Source organism: Streptomyces sp. NPDC005752 (assembly GCF_040630715.1).
In the GTDB taxonomy this organism is placed as follows: domain Bacteria; phylum Actinomycetota; class Actinomycetes; order Streptomycetales; family Streptomycetaceae; genus Streptomyces.
The window spans coordinates 102,917-121,951 of sequence record NZ_JBEXYB010000024.1; the positions used below are offsets into that span (position 1 = coordinate 102,917).

Sequence of the window (19,035 nt, forward strand, 5' to 3'; positions counted from 1 at the left end):
GGTGAAGTACCTGGCCGGGCGGCTCGGTGCGCTCCTGGCCGTCGTCGCCGTCATCGGCCTGCTGCCCAGGCTGACCCGCACCGATCCGGCGCTGACGATCCTGCACGCCCGCTACGCGGACCGTCCGTCCACGCCGGCCGTGCTCGACGCGATCCGCGCGGAGACCGGACTCGACGGCGGCCCACTGCACGTCCTCGGCGCCTGGGCGGCCGGACTGCCGCGCGGTGACCTGGGAGAGTCCTGGGTCTCCGGGCAGCCGGTCGGCCCCGACGTGACCTCCGCGCTCGGCGTCTCGCTCACCCTGATGGGCGCCTCGCTCGCCGTCGCCGTCCTCCTGGCACTCGCCCTCGCCACGGGAACACTCCGGCGCGGTGCCCACCGCCGGCTCGTCACCACCCGGGCGGGCGTCGGCGCCGCCGTCCTCGCCGCCCTGCCGGAGTTCCTCCTCGCCGCCGTGCTGGCCACCGTCCTCGCCGTGCAGCTGGGCTGGTTCCCGGCACTCGGCTGGGGCGGCCCCGAACAGCTCGTCCTGCCCGCCCTGGCCATGGGCGTCCCCGCCGGCGCCCTGCTCGGACGGCTCCTCGACGACGCGCTGCCTGCCGCGTTCGCCGAACCCTGGGCGCGCGCCGCCACCGCCCACGGGATGCCCGCCCGCCTGATCGCCGCCCACGCCCTGCGCCGGGCCCTGCCCGCACTGCTGCCCCAGCTCGGCCTCGTCGTCGTCGGGCTGACGGGCGGTGCGGTCGCCGTCGAGACGCTCTACACCATCCCCGGGCTCGGCGGTACGGCCTTGTCCGCCGCCCTGGCCCAGGACCTGCCGGTCCTCCAGGCGTGCGTGCTGCTCCTGCTCCTCCTGGGCGTCGCCGCCGGACTCGCGTCCCGGCTCGCCGCCAGGGCCCTGCTCGGCCCCGCACGGGACGACGGCGCGCTGCCCCCGCTCGTCGCGCCGAAGCTCCCCGCACGCCGCACCGTGGCCGTAGGAGCGGTGCTGCTGGGAGTCCTCCTCGCCGCCGTCGTCCTCATCGGCCTGCTGCGTGACCCCCTGTACGCCGACGCCGCGGCGCGGCTCGGGTCACCCTCTGCGGCCCATCCGCTGGGCACCGACTCGCTGGGGCGCGACGTCCTCGCCCGCCTCGGCCACGGGGCCGCCAGGACCGTACTCACCGCGGTCGCCGTCGGCGCCGTCACCCTGCTCCTGGGGCTGCTCGCCGGAGCCGCCCGCGCCGGGGCCCTCACGGAGACGGCCAACGCGTTGCCCGCGGTCCTGGCCGGCCTCGTCGTCGCGGGGATCGTGGGCCCCGGCGCCTGGGGCGCCGCAGCGGCCGTCGCCGCCGTCGCATGGGCCCCGCTCGCCGCCCACACCTCCGCGCTGTACGCCCAGGAACGCGCCGCCCCGCACGTCACCGCCGCCCTCGCCGTCGGCGCCGGGCCGTGGCACCTGCTGCGCCGCCACATCGGGCCGGGCGTCCTGCCCCCGGTCGTACGCCACGCCGTCCTGCGCGTCCCGGCCATCGCACTGGCGCTGGCCTCCCTCGGCTTCCTGGGCCTCGGGACACCGGCCCCCGCGCCGGAGTGGGGCCGCATGCTCTCGGAGAACATGCCCTACGCCGAGCGCGCCCCCTGGGCCGTCCTCGCCCCCGCCGCGGCCCTCGCCGCCCTCGGCGCGCTCGCGGTACTGACCTCGGCGGCCGTACGCGGCCGGGGTCACCGATGAGGACGGTCACCGAGGACACAGGCGCCGACCCGGAGTTCAAGCCCTACCTCCGGCTGCTCACCGCCACCCAGTTCGCCTTCAACACCGGTTTCTACGCCGTCCTGCCCTACCTCGCCACGCACCTCGGCGACGGACTCGGTATGGCGGGGTGGCTCGTAGGACTCGTGCTCGGGCTGCGCACCTTCAGCCAGCAGGGCCTCTTCGTCGTCGGCGGCGCACTCACCGACCGCTACGGCCCGCGGCCCGCCGTCCTCACCGGCTGCGTGCTGCGCATCGCCGGATTCTGCTGGCTCGCCCAGGCCGGTACCACCCCTGGCGTCATCGGCGCCGTCCTCCTCATCGGCTTCGCCGCAGCCCTCTTCTCACCCGCCGTCGAATCCGAGACCGCCAGGGCCGCCGTCGCCCACGAGACCGCGACCGGCACGCCGCGCGCCCAGGTGCTGGCCGTGTTCTCCGCCGCGGGCCAGGCCGGAGCGTTCCTCGGCCCCCTCGTCGGCAGCCTGCTGCTGCTCCTGGGAGGCGACTTCCGCACCGCGTGCCTGGCAGGCGCGCTGGTCTTCGTCGGCGTGCTCGCCGGACACGCCCGGCTCATGCCCCGGCGGCCGCGCCGCGTCCGGCCCGCCGGGAGGCGTTCCGTCCTGCCCCGGGAGGTCTTCGCCAACCGGCCCTTCCTCGTCCTCTGCCTCGTGTACAGCAGCTACCTCGTCTCCTACAACCAGCTCTACCTCGCCCTGCCGGCCGAGGTGGAACGGGCCACCGGATCCCAGAGCGCGCTCGGCGGACTCTTCGCCCTCTCCTCCCTGCTCGTCGTCGTCGCGCAGCTGCCGCTGACCCGCTGGTCCGCCCGCCGCGTCGCGCCGCGTACCGCCCTCGTCGCCGGGCTCGCCGTCGTCGCCGCCGGATTCGTGGCCGTGCCCCTCGCGCCCGACGGCCCCGCCGGGCTGCTTCCCGGCGCCGCGCTCGTCGTCCTGCTCACGCTCGGCCAGATGCTGCTGGTCCCCGCCGCCCGGGGGCTCGTGCCCGACCTGGTCGACGACGGCCGGCTCGGGCTCGCCACGGGAGCACTGTCCTCCGTGTCGGGCCTCGCCGTCCTGGTGGGCAGCGCCGCAACCGGAACGCTCCTCGGCACGCCCGGACCCGTGCTGTGGGCGGTGCTCGCCGCGATCCCCCTGGCGGGTGCCGTACTCGCCCTGACCCTGTCCGCGGGACGGCGCGCGCCGAAGCCCGTCACCACCGTCACCGATCAGTTGTGACACGTTTTCCACAGGGGGCGCCGGGCACTGGTGCGGGCCCACTACCCTTGAGGCGTGACTATTCGCCTGCATGACACCAACGCCCGGCAGATCCGTGACTTCGTCCCGCTCACCGCGGGCTGTGTCTCGATCTACCTCTGTGGCGCGACTGTCCAGGCCGCCCCGCACATCGGGCACATCAGGTCCGGGCTGAACTTCGACATCATGCGCCGCTGGTTCGAATACCGCGGCTACGACGTGACGTTCATCCGGAATGTCACCGACATCGACGACAAGATCATCAAGAAGTCGGCCGAGCAGAACCGCCCCTGGTGGTCCATCGGCTACGAGAACGAACGCGCCTTCAACGACGGCTACGACGCCCTGGGCTGCCTCCCGCCCACGTACGAACCGCGCGCTACCGGCCACATCACCGAGATGGTCGAGATGATGCGCGGCCTCATCGAGCGTGGCCACGCCTACGAGGCCGAAGGCAACGTCTACTTCGACGTCCGCTCGTACGAGGGATACCTGGAGCTCTCCAACCAGGACCTCGACGACCTGCGCCAGCCCTCCGGTGACGGCGAGACCGGCAAGCGCGACCAGCGTGACTTCGCCATGTGGAAGGCGGCCAAGCCCGGCGAGCCCAGCTGGGAGACCCCGTGGGGCCGCGGCCGTCCCGGCTGGCACCTCGAGTGCTCCGCGATGGCGCACAAGTACCTCGGTACCGCCTTCGACATCCACGGCGGCGGCATCGACCTGATCTTCCCCCACCACGACAACGAGATCGCACAGGCCAAGGCATTCGGCGACGACTTCGCGAAGTACTGGGTGCACAACGGCTGGGTCACCCTGTCCGGCGAGAAGATGTCGAAGTCCCTGGGTAACTCCGTGCTGGTCAGCGAGATGGTGAAGGCCTGGCGCCCCATCGTCCTGCGTTACTACCTCGGCACCCCGCACTACCGCTCCATGATCGAGTACAGCGAGGAGTCCCTGCGCGAGGCGGAGTCCGCCTTCGCGCGGATCGAGGGCTTCGTCCAGCGTGTGGTGGAGAAGGCCGGGGGACCGGTCGAGCCCGCCGCCGAGGTGCCGCCCGTTTTCGCCGAGGCCATGGACGACGACCTCGGCGTCCCGCAGGCGCTCGCGATCGTCCACACCACCGTCCGGCAGGGCAACTCGGCCCTCGCCGCGGACGACAAGGAAGCCGCGGTCGCCCGTCTCGCCGAGGTGCGCGCGATGCTCGGAGTCCTCGGTCTGGACCCGCTCGACCCCCACTGGGCGGGCGAGAGCGACCGGGGCGAGGACCTGCACGGCGTCGTCGACACCCTCGTACGGCTCGTCCTCGACCAGCGCCAGTCGGCCCGCGAGCGCAAGGACTGGCCTGCGGCCGACGCCATCCGCGACCAGCTCAACCAGTCCGGCCTCGTCATCGAGGACAGCCCCAGCGGACCCCGGTGGACACTCGGACCGCGCTGAGCGGACCTTCGCACCATGCGTGAGCAGCGCAAATGTGCCGCCCGGCCGTCCGGGCGGCACACTTTCACTTGACGACGTTTTTCTGAAGCAACGAAACAGGTAGGTCATGGCCGGGAACAGCCAGCGCAGGAACCGCCGCACGTCCAACAAGAAGGGCATGCAGGTCGGCAGCGGCGGTAACCGACGCCGTGCTCTCGAAGGCAAGGGCCCGACGCCGCCCGCCTCCGCCCGCAAGGGACACAAGAAGAACAGGGTGGCGAACGCCCAGGCCAAGCAGGCCGTCGCCCGCCGCCCCGCCCCGCGCCGCGGTGGCGCCAAGGGCACGTCGGAGATGGTCGTCGGCCGTAACCCGGTCTTCGAGGCGCTGCGCGACGGCGTTCCCGCGACCACCCTCTACGTCCAGCAGTACATCGACAACGACGAGCGCGTCCGCGAGGCGCTCCAGCTCGCCGGTGAGCGCGGCAACATCCACCTCATGGAGGCCCCGCGCCCCGAGCTCGACCGGATGACGAACGGCCTGAACCACCAGGGCCTCGTGCTCCAGGTCCCGCCGTACGAGTACGCGCACCCGGAGGACCTCACCGCCGCCGCGTACGACAACAACGAGGACCCGCTGATCGTCGCCCTCGACGGCGTCACCGACCCCCGCAACCTCGGCGCGATCGTCCGCTCCGTCTCCGCCTTCGGCGGCCACGGCGTGGTCGTCCCCGAGCGCCGGGCGGCCGGCATGACGGCCGGGGCCTGGAAGTCCTCGGCCGGCACCGCGGCCCGCACGCCCGTCTCGCGCGTCACCAACCTGACCCGCGCCCTGGAGGGCTACCAGAAGGCCGGCCTCACCGTGGTCGGCCTCGCCGCCGACGGCGAGCACACCGTCGAGGACCTCGAGGCCCTGGGGGGTCCCGTCGTCATCGTCATCGGCAGTGAGGGCAAGGGCCTGGGCCGCCTCGTCGGCGAGACCTGCGACTACCGGGTCCGGATCTCCATGCCGGGCGGCGCCGAATCCCTGAACGCCGGTGTCGCCGCGGGCATCGTGCTCTACGAGGTGGCGCGCCGCAGGGCGTGACGCCCGGGAGGTCGCAGGGCCCATGACCGGGTCCCTGCGTTGCTCCGCGGGACGTCCGCGGCCGGGGCGGCCGGGCAGATGCCCGACAGGCCCCGCACCCGGGCGCTACCCCCGCACCGGGCCCTACCTGCGTCACTCCGCACCGGCATCCGCCCGGGTCGGCCTCCGGACGCGGCGCGGCTACGCGGAATCCACTTCGCCGAACCGCCGGCCGGCCGGGCGAAGTACGCCATCCGTCTGCCGGGGGCGCGCGGGCGGGAACAGCCGGCCTCCGTACCCGCGCACCGGCGTACGGTCGGTACGCGTTCCCGCCCCGGCCCGGTGGCTCCGCGCCGTGGCGGGACCACGGCAACCGCCCCTGGATCACCGGCTCGTGCCGGCCGCGGAGCCGCCCCCCGGCGGGCCCACCTCCCGCGCACGCCGAGTGCCCGGCGAACACGGACGCACCCGACGTCGGGGACTGTTGACGGGTCTCGGACACTTCGGACGAGTCGAGGCAGTGTCCTAATCACACATCACTCGGTTAGATGAGTGTGGACACCAGAACGCCTCGGTTCGACGACCAACCCGCCCTGAGCATGACGAAGGTGGACAGCGACCCCGCCCAGGTCATCGTCAGCCACGCCAGCTTCCGGGTGCAGCTCGCCCCGGGGCAGCGCACCCGTCTGCGCCCCGTGGGCTCCGCCGGACCCAGGATCCCCGCCATGAGCGGCGCGGGCGGCCGCAGGCGGGCTCCCGTCGTCTGGAGCGGCAGGTCCGCGCCGGGCGACCCCGGAGCGACCGGGCTCCTCCAGGCCGTACGCAACTCCACCGCGGGGCACCTGGACACCCGTCCCGCCGGCTACGACGGCGGGGGAGGCACCCAGGTCATCCCGCGCCTCGACGAGACACAGCCCAATCCCGTCGTTCCCGCACCCCACCGGCCCGGCGGCGGCCGGAACGGCCCGCTCCTGCCGCCCATGCGGCGGGCCGTCGGCGCGTACGACGCCATGGAGACGCAGCCTCGCGACGCGTACGACGTCACCGACGACGATGCCGACGCCGAGGGCCGGAGCGACACCTCCGCCGGGGAACGACGCCCGTCGGGCGACACCGTCCGGCACGCCTACTACCCCGGCCGCCGGATGAACCTCGGCGTCGTCCTCCTCCCGCTGCGCGTCATCCTCGGCTTCTTCTCGATCTACGCCGGCATGGGCAAGCTCTGCGACCCCGCCTACTTCGACGACGGCGACCGCGGGTCGATGGTCAAGTGGCTGACCTCGCTGCAGCCCTGGTCCGCCGCCGAGCCCTTGCGCGACGTCGCGCTGTCCCACCCCGTGGCCGCCGGGCTCACCATCGCCTTCCTCCAGGTCGTCGTCGGCGTCCTCACGGTCCTCGGGCTCTGGCAGCGCGTCGCGGCCGCCTTCGGCGCGCTGCTCTCCGCCGCCGTCCTGGTCACGGTCAGCTGGCGCAGCGCCGCCGCCTACGACACCCCCGACATCATCCTGCTGGCGGCCTGGAGCCCCCTCGTCATCGCCGGTGCGCCCGTTTACTCCCTCGACGGGCGCCTGGCCGGGGAGGCCTGGCGCACGCTCGGCCCGCGGTCGGCGATCTGGGACCTCCGCCGCCGGGTACTGCGCCGCGGCACCGTGGTCGCCACCGTCGTCGTCGGCCTGACCCTGCTGGTCGGCTCGATGCTCGGCGGTGCCGTCCGCTCCACCGAGGTCGTCACCGTGCCGGGCCCCGACAGCTACCCGACCAACCAGTTGCCCGGCTCCCCGCTCCCCGAGGAGTCCACGGGCAAGAAGGACGGGCCCTCCAGGACCCCGGACAACCGCGCCCCCGAGACCGCGCCCTCCAGCGCCCCCGGTACCCCGTCGGCGAAGGAGTCCACCCCGGGCTCCGCGGCCGGACGCGAATCCGGACCGACGGCAGGGGCGAGCACGGGTCGGCCCAGCCAGACCCAGGGCACCGGCCAGGCACCCCCGCAGGCGCCGGCCCCGCAGGAGCCCCCGACGGGCGACCCTGGTCCCAGCTCCTCCGGTTCCGACGGTTCCGGCGGCACGACCGGCGGATCCGACGACGGCGGTTCCACGGGTGGTTCCGACGGCGGCTCCTCCGGAGGCGCGGGCCAGAACCCCATCGGCGGTCTGCTCGGCTGACGCAGGCACCGCACCACCGCGAGGGCGGTCACCGGGCAACCGGTGACCGCCCTCGCGCACGTACGGATCCTCCGCCCGGTCAGCACCGTGCCGGGCCGGACGCGGCGTGTCCGGACGTCCGTTCGGTCAGCCGAGAGTGCTCGGCCGCGCCCGTGTGGTCAGCCGCCCGCGTGGGCGCCCAGTTCCTTCGCCGCCTCCGTGAGGTCCTTCGCGGTGTCGATGGCCCGCCAGTAGGCCCCGTGCGGCAGCGGGAACCCGGCCAGCCGGCGTTCCCGGGCCAGCCGGGGGAAGGTCGTCCGCTCGTGGTCGCCGCGGTCCGGCAGCATCGAGGTGAACGCGGGCGCGAAGACGTACACGCCCGCGTTGATCAGATACGGCGACGGCGGCGATTCGATGAAGTCGGTGATGTGACCGAACGCGTCGGTCTCCACGGCGCCCCACGGGATCCGCGGACGGGCGAGCGCCAGCGTCGCGGTGGCGTCCCGCTCGGCGTGGAACGCGGCCATCTCCCGCAGCGAGAAGCGCGTCCAGATGTCGCCGTTGGTCGCGTACCAGGGCTCCGACGGATGCGGCAGCCGCGCCGCGGCATGCTTGAGACCGCCGCCCCGGCCCAGGGGCTCGGTCTCGACGACGGTCGTGACGCGCAGCGGAAGATCGGCCGAGACCAGCCACTCCTGCAGCACATCGGCAAGATGGCCGCACGAGATCACGGCGTCGGTGACGCCCTCGGCGGCCAGCCAGGACAGCTGATGGCCGATGATCGGGGTCCCGGTCCCCGGGATCTCGACCATCGGCTTGGGGCGGTCATCGGTGTACGGGCGCAGCCGCGAGCCCTGACCACCCGCCAGGATCACGGCCTGCGTCGGATACGTATGCATGCCAGGCACGATATGCCGTGCCCGGACACCCCCGGCTCAGCTGAACTGGGCGACGCCAGAGGCGAACGAGGTGTCGCAGACGGGACGGGAGAAGCGGTGGGCACGCGTCGGGCCGTACTGGTCGACGGCGGCCTTGCCGAGCGCCCTGGCGATCGACATGCAGTGCTTCGCCAGGGAGGGCCGCCCCTCGACGGTGCGCTGGAGGCTCGTCAGCGCGACACCCGGATCCTTCTCCCGGAGCTCCAGCAGGAGCTTGTCCCGCAGGACGTCATGAGGGGCCCGGGCCTTCGCCTGCTTGGCTACGGTCTCCGAGGCGGCGGTCAGCAGCTGGGTCTCGGTGTCCTGCCCCGACCACTGCACACGGGTGACCGCGAGGGTCCCGGACAGAACCATGACGACGGGCAGTACGAGAGCTAGGGTTCGGCCGATTCGGCGCGCGGTGTGGGTCACGCAGGCGAGCGTAGCGGTCGGTGATGACTTGGCGACATTTCGTCACCCCTGCGGGGGATGGTTCGAGATGTCTTTTCGAATCAGACGTTGACGTGCTGGGATGAATTGACCGGTGTGCCGGGGTATTTGACGCCCTTGTGGGCCAAACCCGAATCCGACCCGCGACACGCGAACGGCCCCGTGTCCTGGAAGGACGCGGGGCCGTTCGACGGATCAGGCGGATCAGGCGGATCAGGCGGTCAGGCGCTCACCGGTCGACGTGGCGAAGACGTGCAGCTCGTCCGGGCGAGGCACGACGTGGAGCTCGGTGCCCTTCTCCGGAACGGCGCGGCCGCCGACACGGACGACCAGGTCCTTGTGCTCGCCACCGACCTGCGCGGCACCGTAGACGAAGCCGTCGGCGCCGAGCTCCTCGACGACGTTGACGGAGACGGCGAGGCCGGCCGGGGCGTCGGAGGACGCCTTGGAGAGGCCGGTCGCGGCGGCGCCACCGTGCTCGACGATGTCGAAGTGCTCCGGGCGGATGCCGACCGTGACGGTGGTGTCACCGCGGTTCGCGGCGGCGCTGAGCGCCTCGCGGGAGACCGGGACGACGCTGTTGCCGAACTTCACACCGCCGTCGGTGATCGGGACCTCGACGAGGTTCATCGCGGGGGAGCCGATGAAGCCGGCGACGAAGAGGTTCGCCGGGCGGTCGTACATGTTGCGCGGCGAGTCGACCTGCTGGAGCAGACCGTCCTTGAGGACCGCGACGCGGTCGCCCATGGTGAGGGCCTCGACCTGGTCGTGGGTGACGTACACGGTGGTGATGCCGAGGCGGCGCTGCAGCGAGGCGATCTGCGTACGGGTCGACACACGGAGCTTGGCGTCGAGGTTCGACAGCGGCTCGTCCATGAGGAAGACCTGCGGCTCACGCACGATCGCGCGGCCCATCGCCACACGCTGACGCTGACCACCGGAGAGCGCCTTCGGCTTGCGGTCGAGGTAGTCGGTGAGGTCCAGCATCTTGGCCGCCTCTTCGACCTTCGCCCGGATCTCCGTCTTGTTGATCCCGGCGATCTTCAGCGCGAAGCCCATGTTGTCCGCGACGGACATGTGCGGGTAGAGCGCGTAGTTCTGGAACACCATGGCGATGTCCCGGTCCTTCGGGGGCAGGTGCGTGACGTCGCGGTCACCGATGCGGATCGCGCCGCCGTTGACGTCCTCAAGACCCGCGAGCATGCGCAGGGAGGTCGACTTGCCACAACCGGAAGGACCGACGAGGACGAGGAACTCGCCGTCCTCGATGTCGATCTCGAGCTGGTCCACAGCCGGCTTCGTGGAGCCGGGGTAGACGCGGGACGCCTTGTCGAACGTGACACTGGCCATGGCGATTCTTCTCCTCCACCGGCAGGAACGTGCCGGACGATCCGAGTAAGGGAGTGGTGTGGTCCACTGGAGTGAACCTGAGGTGACGCTACCTGGCGTTCTCGGATCTGTCAGTAGTCCGAGGTTCCGAATATCGAGCAGGTTCCGGTCCCGGCGTTGGTTACACTGCTCTCGCACGCCTCCTTAGCTCAGTCCGGCCAGAGCAACGCACTTGTAATGCGTAGGTCGTCGGTTCGAATCCGACAGGAGGCTCGGTGAAACCCCAGGTCGCATAGCCCGTGACCTGGGGTTTCTGCTGTTCCGGGGCGGGTGTGCCGGATGAGCGGGGCGCGGTGGGAGGGCCTGCGTGAGCGGTGCGGGAGCGGAGCTGCTCAGAGACCCCTACTTCTTGGGCTTCCGGCGCTTGGCCTTCACGGACTCCTCGGGCTGGGCTTTCGCCTTTGTGCTCGGCTTGCCGCCCTTGGCCCTGTCAGCGTTCTTGACCGCAGCCTTCTTGGCCTTCTCTTTCTTCGCGGCCTTGAGCGCCGCTTTCTCGGGCTCGGTCTTGCGCTGGAGGGGGACGGGCTTCACGGGTGCCTCGGCGGCGCTCATGCCGACGTGGGGCAGGACGCTTAACTTGATCTTTAACCTGTGCGGCGTGGACGAAGGGTCGTTGACTTCTTCGTTCGTCGCTTCGCGGGGCCGGGTTTGCCGACGGTGTGGACGTCATAGCGTGCAGTGGGTTGGTTGTTCTTGCTGCCGGGTGGCCGTCCCGGGCCTGGCCGAGAGGATTTCGGTCCTCTGGCCGGGCAAGCGGCCTTCGGCCGCAGGTGCCGAAAATCGCGGCGGACTCGGGCAGGGGTAAGTCTGTCCGCGGGACTTGGCTTTTCCCATGGTCGGTGCAGGTCGGCCGCCAGCGGGCGAGCGAGCCGGAGCTGAGTGAAGACCGCGACGATCAGCCAGGTCCAGCGGTCGGCGGCTTCGGGGCTGCGGATCTTCGGGCAGGTCCAGCCCAGAGTCTGCTTGAACAGGCGGAAGGTGTGTTCGATGTCGAAGCGCCGCAGGAATGCCTGCCAGAGCGTGTCGACGTCGGCTTCCGTGGCATCGGTGCCTGACCACCACAGCCAGACCGGCTTCGGTGTTGCCCCGCTGGGCAGGTGGTCAACCTGCAAGCGGATCACGGTGCCCTCGATGACCGGCAGGGCACCGAGGGCAGCCGTCCAGGCCGAGCGATGGGTCAGTCTCGGATGGAGCCGGTCCCAGGCCCGTGCGATGGCGGTGCCGTAGAGGCGGGTCTCGGTCACAGTCTGGGCATCGGGAGTGTTCCAGGTGGCGGGGTCACCGAAGACGAACTCGCCGCCGTGGCGGGGCGGACGGCCCCGGACGCCCGGCTCGCGGCATGGGACCGCACGTCGCAGGACTCGATCCGAACGCATCCGCCCCAGCACCTGCACCGGCAGGTCCTGCAGAAGGAAGGCCAGGCGGGGCACGTCATAGCCGGCATCCACCACGATCAGGATCTCCAGGTCGCCGTCCTTCCACTGCCCGGCCGTGATGAGCCGCTCGACCAGCTCGCGCATCTGCCTAGCGGTAACAGTGGCGGCGTCATCCCCCGGTGCCAGACGTAGCGCGTCCAGCGGTGCGGTCCAGGAACTGCGGCCGGTCTCCAGAGCGCAGATCACTGAATACGGCCAGCCGGGGACAGGGATGTGCTGGTCTTTGCCCCGCCCATAGGTGTGGCACAGGATCCGCTGCGGTGAAGTGTGAGCGCTGGGCCGCAGCCAGCAGGTCAGGTCGGCGGCCAGCACCAGCCGGCCGTCCGCCGCCCGCGGCAGCGGCACCGCCGCCAGGGCCCGCCTCAGCCGGGCGACATCGACCCGGCCCGCGGACAGGGCGTCGTAGAGCCCGCCGTGCCCACGCCGGTGTTCACCCACCAGCGACAGTTCCACCAGCGACCGGACCGGACCATCGGCGCACAACACCGCGTCCGCGAGTTCGAACAACGCATCCGCACGTTTGGTCAGACAGGAGTAGAACTCACCCCGGAAGCGTGACAGTCCCGCAAACGGATCCTGCCGGGCAACGTGATGCGACAGACTCATACCCACGGCCTTCGTGCTGAGCTTGCGTGTTCCTTGGTCGGATCACATGCTCAGCCGAAGGCCGCCTGCGTGTACCTCAGTTACCAGTCCGAGTGATCAAGTACGACGAACCGTTCGGACCCCGAGGTTAAAGATCAAGTTAATGGTGACGTCGGATATCAGAACTGTCCCAATGCCTGCCTCGTTGGTCGCCGCCATTAGGCCGTTCTCAGTGGCTGGAGCTCATGAGTTCCACTGGTCGAAGTACTCGATGTGGATCTCGCGGGCGTCGCCGAGGATGCCGTCGTTCGAGTGCAGCTCTGTGCAGAAGTGCGGGTAGCTCGGGTGGACTGGGACATAGCCCGGTCCCTTGCGGGCGACATCGAGGAAGTGCCGCGCGGCCTCTCGGAACACCTTCGTGCTGCCGGTCATGAACAGCGTCTCGGCATGAAGGTGCTGGTGAAACAGGTCGCGGTTCTCCCGGTAGTGACGTGCCGCGTAGTCGGCCACCGCAACATCGTCATGTTCTGCCTCGGGCAAGCTCACGGTCTGGGGGCGGCCGGGGCCGAGGCGGCCTCGCACCTGCTTCCAGTGTGAGGGAGCGAACTGCAGCGAATGGTGCAGGAGCACGAGGTCGAGCTGGACGCCGACGTCGTCAGGCACCTCCCGGGCCGGCGGGTGGTTGGCTCGCATAGGCAGATGTATCAGCGAGCGTGGCGAGCGTGCTGCGAGCATCCACAGTCCGGCAATGCTTCGGGCGGCGTCCTGGTCGAGGTAGGCGTCCAGGTGCCGGTCGTGGTCGATGAGCACGGCACGGGTCAACGGCTGGGCAGGTCGGACGACTCTGAACTCATCGGCTCCCAAGCGGGCCCGGTGTATTACGACAGGCAGCTTCATCGGTTCTCCGTTGCGGTGTGTCGGCTGACTTCGTTCGCCGCTGCACGCGGAGTCGGTCAGCAGCCCTTCGTCGCGCAACCGCCGACCACGCCCGCGCGTTTGCCCAACCAGCCACGACGGTGCCACCTGGATCGGGGTCGTGCGTACGGTGTGGAGGATGGTGCCGTGACGAACATCAGTGACGACCATGTAAAGGTCCACTTCAGAATTGAAGTGGACGAGGACGGCTGGCCTCCGGCGAGCATCGAGAGTCTCTGGGCGGTGAAGCTCGGGAACGGCACGGTACGGCTCGACAACACACCGTGGTTCGTCCGAGGAGTCGCCAGCGGGGACATCATCAGAGTGGAGCTTGAAGACGATGGTGTTCTCTATGCCCGGGAGACGATCCAGCCGTCGCAGAACTGCACGATTCGGTTGATCGTGCTGAAGGACGGGGGCTCAGCTGCTGCCCGGCAGACCGCGCTGGAGACCTTCCACCGCCTCGGCACGACCGGCGAGGGCATCGAACGCTTCCGCATGGTGGCTCTGGATGTCCCCCCGGAGGCGGACCTGCCGAAGATCCGAAAGCTTCTGGAGCACGGTGCGGCAAAGGAGTGGTGGCACTGGGAGGAAGGGTGTGTCACCTCCGCTTGGGAAAATGCCGTCTGAATCAGCAAGAGTTGTGCCCTCGGCACGGGCAAGCCGATTGTTTCCTCTGCCAGGTCCTGACGGCCCGTGGCCAATCTCGATCGGTTCGACGATGTCCATCGTGATCTGCGGTCGCCGGGAGAATCCTTTCCGGCCTCAGGGCGGGGTAGCGTTTCCATGAGGTCGACGGAGAGGACGCTCGCAACCATGCCGATGCCCGCCGGTACCCCCGAACCCACAGCCCCGCGCGGGCTCATCCTGGACTTCGCCGGAGTGCTGACTGCCGATCCCCGGCCGACCCACCGCCTCTGGGCCGAGGCGGAGGGCCTGCACGCGGAGGCGTGGCGCGTCACTCTCAACGACACCGCCGAAGGGCGACGCCTGTATGCGGCGCTGGAAATCGGTCAGCTCGGCCAGGTCGAATGGAACGCGCAGACTGCTGCTCTGCTCGGTACAAACGTCGACCCGGTGAACCTGATGGGCCGCGCCTGGTCCAAAGTGCCGGCGGCACCTCGCATGGCAGCCCTTGCCCGCGCGGCCAAGGAAGCGGGCTACCGGCTCGCCCTCCTGTCGAACAGCTTCGGCCTGGACCCCTTCAACCCGTACGAGCACGTCGGCATCTGGGACCTCTTCGACGTGCACGTCATCTCCGAAGTCGTCGGCATGGCGAAGCCGGACCCTGCGATCTACCAACTCACCTTGGACCGCCTCGGTCTCCCCGGAACGGCGTGCGTGTTCGTCGACGACCATCGGGTGAACCTTCCGCCCGCCGAAGCCCTAGGGATCACCACCGTCCTCGCGACGGACGAGGACTCCGCAGTCGCCGAGCTGGAGCGCCTGCTCGGCGTGACGGCGACCCTCGCTGTGCAGAGCTGATTCCAGCCACACCAACGGGTCTCCTTTCTGGGAAGGGGTGTTGGCCCTCCCTTCGCCCTGGGTACGGTCAACTCCTGGCGGATCAGAAGGGGAAGTGGCTCTCATGCAATGGTCGGAGTACACCACCGCCGAGAGACTCAAGGCGCTCCGCAACGGCATGACGCAGGAGCAGCTGGCCGAGGCCGCCGAGGTGTCCGTCGGCGTCGTAAGGAAGCTGGAACGCGGCGGCACCGCCTCTCTTCCTTCACTGCTTTCCATCGCTTCCGCCCTCGGCACCGACATCGCTGTGCTCTTCGGACAGCAGGCGCCTCGTCGCTCCATGGACCGCGACGAGCGAGCGGCCCTGCGGTCCCTGTCCGGCGCCACTCACGACGCCGCCCTCGGTATCCCGGCCGAGGCCGAACCGGGCACGGTCGACGAGCTGCGGGCAGTTCTCCAAGACGCCGACGCCGCCTACTGGGCGGGTCGGTACACCGAACTGGGTGTTCTGCTCGGCGCGCTACTGCCCGAGGCCCGCGCACGGTACGACGCATCGAACACCGACGAGAAGGCGGCAGCCGCCGGCGTTCTGGCCGATGTCTTCCAGACCGCCGCCATGGCCGCGAACGTCTGGGGCTCACGGGACCTTGCCTACGCGGCGCTCACCTACGGCCGACAGATCGCCGTACAGGCGGGCGACGACCTTCGTGATGCGCACCTTGCCGCCACTACTGCATGGGTCAACCTCCGCGACGGTCGGACCGCGCAGGGGTTCTCGCTTGCAGCCACCCAGGCGGACCGGATCGAGCCGAAGATGTCGGAACACGACCCGGACCGGCTGGCGGTCTACGGCCAGCTCGTCACCAACGCAGCCGTGGCAGCCTCCCGAGGCGGCTCCTCCGCCGAGACCGCCCGCGAGTACCTTTCTCAGGCTCACGCCGTCGGGGCACGGCTCGGTTCCGAACACGCCCGTGGAGGGCACGCGCAGCCCTACGGACCCCTCTACGCCGCTACCCAGGCCATGAGCATCGCCGTTGCTCTCGGCGACATTCCAGGAGCGCTGCGCCTCATGGACACCGTCAAGCTCGACGACACCGTCCCTCTCGCCACCCGGGCCCGGTATGGCCTCGATATGGCCCTGACCCACGTGGAATGTCGCCGCTGGGACCAGGCCGCCGACACTCTCGAAGCCGTGTGCGGCATGGCGCCCGGCTGGGTGCAGCACCAGATGCTGCCCGGCGTGATCATCTCCCGCCTGGCCGGCGTGTCCGTCGGCCGCCTGCGTGGACTGGCCCATGCGGCGGGAGTACCCCTGGGCGTCCGCTGACTGCCACGACCCGTAGCAGCGGGGCGACAGGAGGCGTGACTGCCGCCACGCTTCGTGGCACTGGCCCGCCCCACCGGGGGTCATGGCGGTTACGCGACGTGGCGGCGTCCGCCCGTGCGGTCCGCTCCACAGCCACGGGGCGTGCCTGTTCCGCACGGACCGCCGCCAGCACGCTTGGGGCATGCCGAACACTCCGCTCGGCGGCGTCGGACATGTGCCGGTAGCCGTCTACTCCTGCGCCAGCTCCACCTATGCCGTACGCGAGGCCGAGCGCCGTGCCCGCCACTACGCCGATGCCCGTCATTGGCACGTGGCCGGCGCGTGGACCGACCGCGACCCGAGTGCGCCCCTGAGGTCTCGCCTTGGCTGGCAGGCCATGACGGGCGCTCTGTCGTCCGGTCTCGTGCGCGGCGTTGTCGTGGTGGCCATCTCCCACGTGACGCTCGACGCTGCGCAGTTCGCCGCCCTCGGCGTTCTCGTCAGGGACCGGGGTGGCTTTCTCGTGGAAGCGACGACCGGGCCGCCGCCCCGCACTCCGGGCCAGCCCGAACACCGTCGCACTCTCTTCGAGGGAGCCGCCCGACGGTTCCCGTACGGGCACCTCGCGCCGGGGGCGTCGTAGTGAGCGCAAGACGGGCCGAGGTCGGCGACATCGTCGAGGACGCCGAAGGCCGGCAGGCGATCGTGACCGACATCAGGCAGAACGCTACCTGGGTCCTGCGCCCGAGGCAGGGACCGGCGACGGCCCAGTGGGACACAGCAGAACCTGACTCCCTCCGCGTCGTGAAGAGCCGCGCCTCCCGCCTCGGCGAAGAACCCGGCCTCTGGTGACCGAGCGCGCTCTGCTCGTCGAACCGAGTGATCAGTAGGCATGCCCGCCCCCTCAACGGAAGGAGAACCCCTGTGTACGCGTTCGGCCCATCCATTGACCAGAACCACCTCTCGCCCGGTCTGGTGACGATCGCAGCCCTGGCGCTGCGCACCCTCATGACCGATCTCGCCCACGCTCACACCGGGCTGCCGGCCCACTTCGCCAGGCCGACCGGCTTCGGGTCCATCGGCGTCGCGCGCCGTACACCGCTCCGCGAGTCGCGGATGACCGAGAAGGCCAGCCGATGAGTCCGCGCGCGGTCGTCCGGCACCAGCGGTGGACGCTGCAGCCCGACCGGGAGCCGGACGCTGAGCCGACCAGTTACGCAATGCAGTGTGCGGTGTGCGGCGAGATCTCGCCCACGGACACCGAATTCTCGGCCTCCCAGAACTGGGTGTTCGCGCACGGCGGGCGCAATCCGGCGCACCACACGTACCGGGAGGTCATCACTCGTCCGTGGAAGGCGTGGTGGGGGCCATGACGGGCCGCGTCACCGCCCAGGTCGCCAGAATCGCCCGCTACACCGGACCGCTGCTCATCGTGCTCGTTTCCGCCTCCTGCGGCTTCGTGATCGGCGTGACCGCTTCGACCGTACGGATCACGCCCTGACCTGCGCTGAGCGAAGAGGCCGACCAGCCGGGGGAGCGCTGGCCGTGTCCACCACGCCAGACCTCGCATACCTACTCGTGGAGATCCCCATGACCGCAGTGAGCACCCAGACCCAGGAACAGAGGAGCGGACCGGTTCCGCGGCTCGTGGCCAGCCCGTTCCTCGCCCAGTACCTGCTCGTCCAGCCCGGCCGGGCGGCTGGCGTACGCATTCCGCAAGTCCGTTACGAGGAGCTGCGGAATGCCAGCACGGAAGGTCGGCCCGCCCCGGCCTGGCTGACCGACGCGGCGAAGAAGGCATGGGGCACCGAGCTGCCTGAGGCGCCGCTCGATGACGTCGTCCTGGTCCGCGAGCGGTCCCGGTACGGGTACGGCAAGGCGTCGTGGGAGATCAACCTCGGCTGTGACTACGACTGCGAGTTCTGCTACCTCGGCGAGAAGCGCTTCGAGGGCCTGGACTGGGCGGGCAAGCAGACCTTGCTCCGGACACTGAGGGACGCCGGGGTCCTGTGGTTGCAGATCACCGGCGGCGAGGCCCTGATCGACAGGGAGTTCGGCGCCGCTTACGAATACGCCCACCAGCTTGGGATGATGGTGCAGGTCTCCTCGAACGGTTCCTCGCTGCGCAAGCGCCCGATCCGGGACCTCTTCGCCCGCCACCGGCCCTACCGGCTGACCCTGAGCGTCTACGGCGCGACCGCCGAGACGTACGACAAGGGCACCCGGAACCGCGGAGCGTTCAAACGGTTCATCCAGGGCCTGGACGCCGCCCGCGAGGACCGACTGCCGGTCCGGCTGAACGTGATCGTCTCGGACGACAACGCGCACGAAACCGACGCGATGGTCCGCCTTGCGGAGTCGTACGGCTTCCCGAATCAGGTGTTCACGAACATGTCGCCGACGATCGACGGCGAGGCGAACCCGCTGGCCACGCAGGCAGAGAGCCACCTCAAGGCCCGGAGCATCTTCACTGGCTGCAACGCGGGCCACACGTTCTTCCACGTCAACCCGCACGGCATCGCGTCGGTCTGCAAGGTCGGCCGCGACCCGAACGTCAACCTCATCACCGAGGGCGTCGAAGCCCTCCCTCGACTCGGCGCGATCGCCGAGTCCCTACAGCTCCGCACCGGTGGATGCTCCGGCTGCACGAAGGTCGGCACGTGTCGCACGTGCCGACCGCTGGCCAAGCTCTACCAGGAGGCGGGGGACGGACGAGAGCTCTACTGCCAGCATGGAGGCTACGGAACATGACCCCTTCCACCACAACCCTCGCCCCGCCGCGCGAACCGGTGCTGCTCACCATCGGCCAGCGACCGGCCGTCGGACCCACCGGTGTCTTGCCGGTGCCGCTGACCGCCGCACCGATCAAGGACGACGAAATCCAGATCATCGCTGACCTGCACGAGGCCGCCGAAGGTGCCGAGTGCAGCTGCTCGGCCGGCGACGACCAGCCCTACTAGACGGTAGA

21 protein-coding genes and 1 tRNA gene are annotated in these 19,035 nt (G+C 70.5%); 16 read left to right on the forward strand and 6 right to left on the reverse strand.

What is annotated here, in order from left to right; genetic code table 11:
* The first annotated feature begins 1 nt into the window (after nt 1).
* The 5 genes from ABZ441_RS21220 to ABZ441_RS21240 all read left to right on the forward strand — a co-directional run bounded on the left by ABZ441_RS21220 (nt 2) and on the right by ABZ441_RS21240 (nt 7,626).
* The gene (locus ABZ441_RS21220) at nt 2–1,714 is read left to right on the forward strand and encodes an ABC transporter permease subunit (RefSeq protein WP_358976326.1); all 1,713 of its coding nucleotides are present in this window, start codon (nt 2–4) and stop codon (nt 1,712–1,714) included.
* A complete protein-coding gene (locus tag ABZ441_RS21225; RefSeq protein ID WP_358976328.1) occupies nt 1,711–2,967 on the forward strand; it encodes an MFS transporter in 1,257 nt (418 codons plus the stop codon). Before ABZ441_RS21220 ends, ABZ441_RS21225 begins: the two co-directional genes overlap by 4 nt.
* A 54-nt stretch (nt 2,968–3,021) precedes the next feature.
* Nucleotides 3,022–4,422 carry a cysteine--tRNA ligase gene (cysS, locus tag ABZ441_RS21230; RefSeq protein WP_358976331.1) on the forward strand — a complete coding sequence of 467 codons (1,401 nt, stop codon included), beginning with the start codon at nt 3,022–3,024 and terminating at the stop codon, nt 4,420–4,422.
* A 106-nt stretch (nt 4,423–4,528) separates the two neighbouring features.
* A complete protein-coding gene (rlmB, locus tag ABZ441_RS21235) occupies nt 4,529–5,485 on the forward strand; it encodes a 23S rRNA (guanosine(2251)-2'-O)-methyltransferase RlmB (protein WP_358976334.1) in 957 nt (318 codons plus the stop codon).
* A gap of 527 nt (nt 5,486–6,012) precedes the next feature.
* On the forward strand, nt 6,013–7,626 hold the full coding sequence (locus tag ABZ441_RS21240; RefSeq protein WP_358976336.1) for a DoxX family membrane protein: 1,614 nt from the start codon (nt 6,013–6,015) through the stop codon (nt 7,624–7,626).
* Nucleotides 7,627–7,784: 158 nt separating this feature from the next.
* Here the strand turns inward: ABZ441_RS21240 and ABZ441_RS21245 are convergent, their stop codons facing one another.
* The 3 genes from ABZ441_RS21245 to ugpC all read right to left on the reverse strand — a co-directional run bounded on the left by ABZ441_RS21245 (nt 7,785) and on the right by ugpC (nt 10,322).
* A complete protein-coding gene (locus tag ABZ441_RS21245; protein ID WP_358976338.1) occupies nt 7,785–8,504 on the reverse strand; it encodes a nucleotidyltransferase family protein in 720 nt (239 codons plus the stop codon).
* A gap of 36 nt (nt 8,505–8,540) precedes the next feature.
* Complete coding sequence (locus ABZ441_RS21250) at nt 8,541–8,954, reverse strand: hypothetical protein (RefSeq protein WP_358976341.1); 414 nt, start codon at nt 8,952–8,954, stop codon at nt 8,541–8,543.
* Nucleotides 8,955–9,185: 231 nt separating this feature from the next.
* Nucleotides 9,186–10,322: a sn-glycerol-3-phosphate ABC transporter ATP-binding protein UgpC gene (gene ugpC / locus ABZ441_RS21255; protein WP_358976343.1), complete on the reverse strand. Its 1,137-nt coding sequence runs from the start codon at nt 10,320–10,322 to the stop codon at nt 9,186–9,188.
* 177 nt (nt 10,323–10,499) lie between these two features.
* Here ugpC and ABZ441_RS21260 point away from each other — a divergent pair.
* A tRNA-Thr gene (locus ABZ441_RS21260) sits at nt 10,500–10,574 on the forward strand.
* A gap of 129 nt (nt 10,575–10,703) precedes the next feature.
* Here ABZ441_RS21260 and ABZ441_RS21265 read toward each other — a convergent pair.
* From ABZ441_RS21265 to ABZ441_RS21275, 3 genes are all read right to left on the reverse strand, one after another.
* The gene (locus ABZ441_RS21265; protein WP_358976346.1) at nt 10,704–10,892 is read right to left on the reverse strand and encodes a hypothetical protein; all 189 of its coding nucleotides are present in this window, start codon (nt 10,890–10,892) and stop codon (nt 10,704–10,706) included.
* Nucleotides 10,893–10,945: 53 nt separating this feature from the next.
* Nucleotides 10,946–12,403, reverse strand: coding sequence for an NF041680 family putative transposase (locus ABZ441_RS21270; protein WP_358976349.1), 1,458 nt, complete (start codon nt 12,401–12,403; stop codon nt 10,946–10,948).
* A 222-nt stretch (nt 12,404–12,625) separates the two neighbouring features.
* The gene (locus tag ABZ441_RS21275) at nt 12,626–13,480 is read right to left on the reverse strand and encodes a hypothetical protein (protein WP_358976352.1); all 855 of its coding nucleotides are present in this window, start codon (nt 13,478–13,480) and stop codon (nt 12,626–12,628) included.
* Between ABZ441_RS21275 and ABZ441_RS21280 the strand changes: the two genes are divergently transcribed.
* The 10 genes from ABZ441_RS21280 to ABZ441_RS21325 all read left to right on the forward strand — a co-directional run bounded on the left by ABZ441_RS21280 (nt 13,445) and on the right by ABZ441_RS21325 (nt 19,027).
* A complete protein-coding gene (locus ABZ441_RS21280; RefSeq protein WP_358976355.1) occupies nt 13,445–13,927 on the forward strand; it encodes a DUF4265 domain-containing protein in 483 nt (160 codons plus the stop codon). The genes ABZ441_RS21275 and ABZ441_RS21280 overlap by 36 nt on opposite strands.
* A gap of 186 nt (nt 13,928–14,113) precedes the next feature.
* Entirely contained in the window at nt 14,114–14,782 is a 669-nt protein-coding gene (locus ABZ441_RS21285) for an HAD-IA family hydrolase (protein WP_358976358.1), read from the forward strand.
* Between the two features lie 103 nt (nt 14,783–14,885).
* On the forward strand, nt 14,886–16,088 hold the full coding sequence (locus ABZ441_RS21290; RefSeq protein WP_311656435.1) for a helix-turn-helix transcriptional regulator: 1,203 nt from the start codon (nt 14,886–14,888) through the stop codon (nt 16,086–16,088).
* 181 nt (nt 16,089–16,269) lie between these two features.
* Entirely contained in the window at nt 16,270–16,710 is a 441-nt protein-coding gene (locus tag ABZ441_RS21295; protein ID WP_358976361.1) for a hypothetical protein, read from the forward strand.
* On the forward strand, nt 16,710–16,919 hold the full coding sequence (locus ABZ441_RS21300; protein ID WP_358976364.1) for a hypothetical protein: 210 nt from the start codon (nt 16,710–16,712) through the stop codon (nt 16,917–16,919). Before ABZ441_RS21295 ends, ABZ441_RS21300 begins: the two co-directional genes overlap by 1 nt.
* Nucleotides 16,920–16,991: 72 nt before the next feature.
* Nucleotides 16,992–17,207: a hypothetical protein gene (locus tag ABZ441_RS21305; RefSeq protein WP_358976367.1), complete on the forward strand. Its 216-nt coding sequence runs from the start codon at nt 16,992–16,994 to the stop codon at nt 17,205–17,207.
* A complete protein-coding gene (locus ABZ441_RS21310; RefSeq protein WP_358976370.1) occupies nt 17,204–17,440 on the forward strand; it encodes a hypothetical protein in 237 nt (78 codons plus the stop codon). Before ABZ441_RS21305 ends, ABZ441_RS21310 begins: the two co-directional genes overlap by 4 nt.
* Nucleotides 17,437–17,568: a hypothetical protein gene (locus ABZ441_RS21315; protein WP_356840489.1), complete on the forward strand. Its 132-nt coding sequence runs from the start codon at nt 17,437–17,439 to the stop codon at nt 17,566–17,568. The genes ABZ441_RS21310 and ABZ441_RS21315 overlap by 4 nt, the downstream gene beginning before the upstream one ends.
* Nucleotides 17,569–17,657: 89 nt before the next feature.
* Nucleotides 17,658–18,818 (forward strand): radical SAM protein, encoded by a 1,161-nt coding sequence (locus ABZ441_RS21320; RefSeq protein WP_358976374.1) that lies wholly within the window; start codon nt 17,658–17,660, stop codon nt 18,816–18,818.
* Nucleotides 18,815–19,027: a hypothetical protein gene (locus tag ABZ441_RS21325; protein WP_358976377.1), complete on the forward strand. Its 213-nt coding sequence runs from the start codon at nt 18,815–18,817 to the stop codon at nt 19,025–19,027. Before ABZ441_RS21320 ends, ABZ441_RS21325 begins: the two co-directional genes overlap by 4 nt.
* Nucleotides 19,028–19,035: the final 8 nt, after the last annotated feature.